The organism is Enterobacter sp. 200527-13 (assembly GCF_027924865.1).
Lineage (GTDB): Bacteria > Pseudomonadota > Gammaproteobacteria > Enterobacterales > Enterobacteriaceae > Enterobacter > Enterobacter ludwigii.
In genome coordinates this window covers 1-377 of the sequence record NZ_BSCM01000030.1, presented here as the reverse complement: position 1 = coordinate 377, position 377 = coordinate 1, and the positions used below count along the sequence as shown (strand labels likewise).

General features: G+C 69.0%; 1 protein-coding gene. It reads right to left on the bottom strand.

Features of this window, described 5'->3' with window-relative positions; translation table 11 throughout:
- Positions 1-377 (bottom strand): invasin domain 3-containing protein (locus tag QMG44_RS24235; protein ID WP_281853333.1); only part of this gene is annotated, 377 nt, incomplete at both ends.

The following is a 377-nucleotide window of genomic DNA, read 5'->3' as shown; positions in this document are numbered from 1 at the left end:
GTCACCGCCGGACACGTAGCTCGCCTTGTCCACTGTCACGGTCGCCGCCGTCACCGCACCCGCCGTGATGGCGTACGCCGTGGAGTTGGCACTCGCACCGCCCAGCGTCAGCCTCGCCGTCAGCCCCGTACCCGCCGTGGTGGCCGTAAAGGTCGCCGTGTAGCTGCCGCTGCCGGCCTCCGCCCAGTCAACCTTCGGCGCTGTCGCTGCACCCGCCACCTTCACCGCCCCTTTCAGCGCTGAAGCCTGACCGGAGACCGCGTTGTTCTGCGCATCCTTCAGCGTCACCGTCACCTTCATGTCACCGCCGGACACGTAGCTCGCCTTGTCCACTGTCACGGTCGCCGCCGTCACCGCACCCGCCGTGATGGCGTACG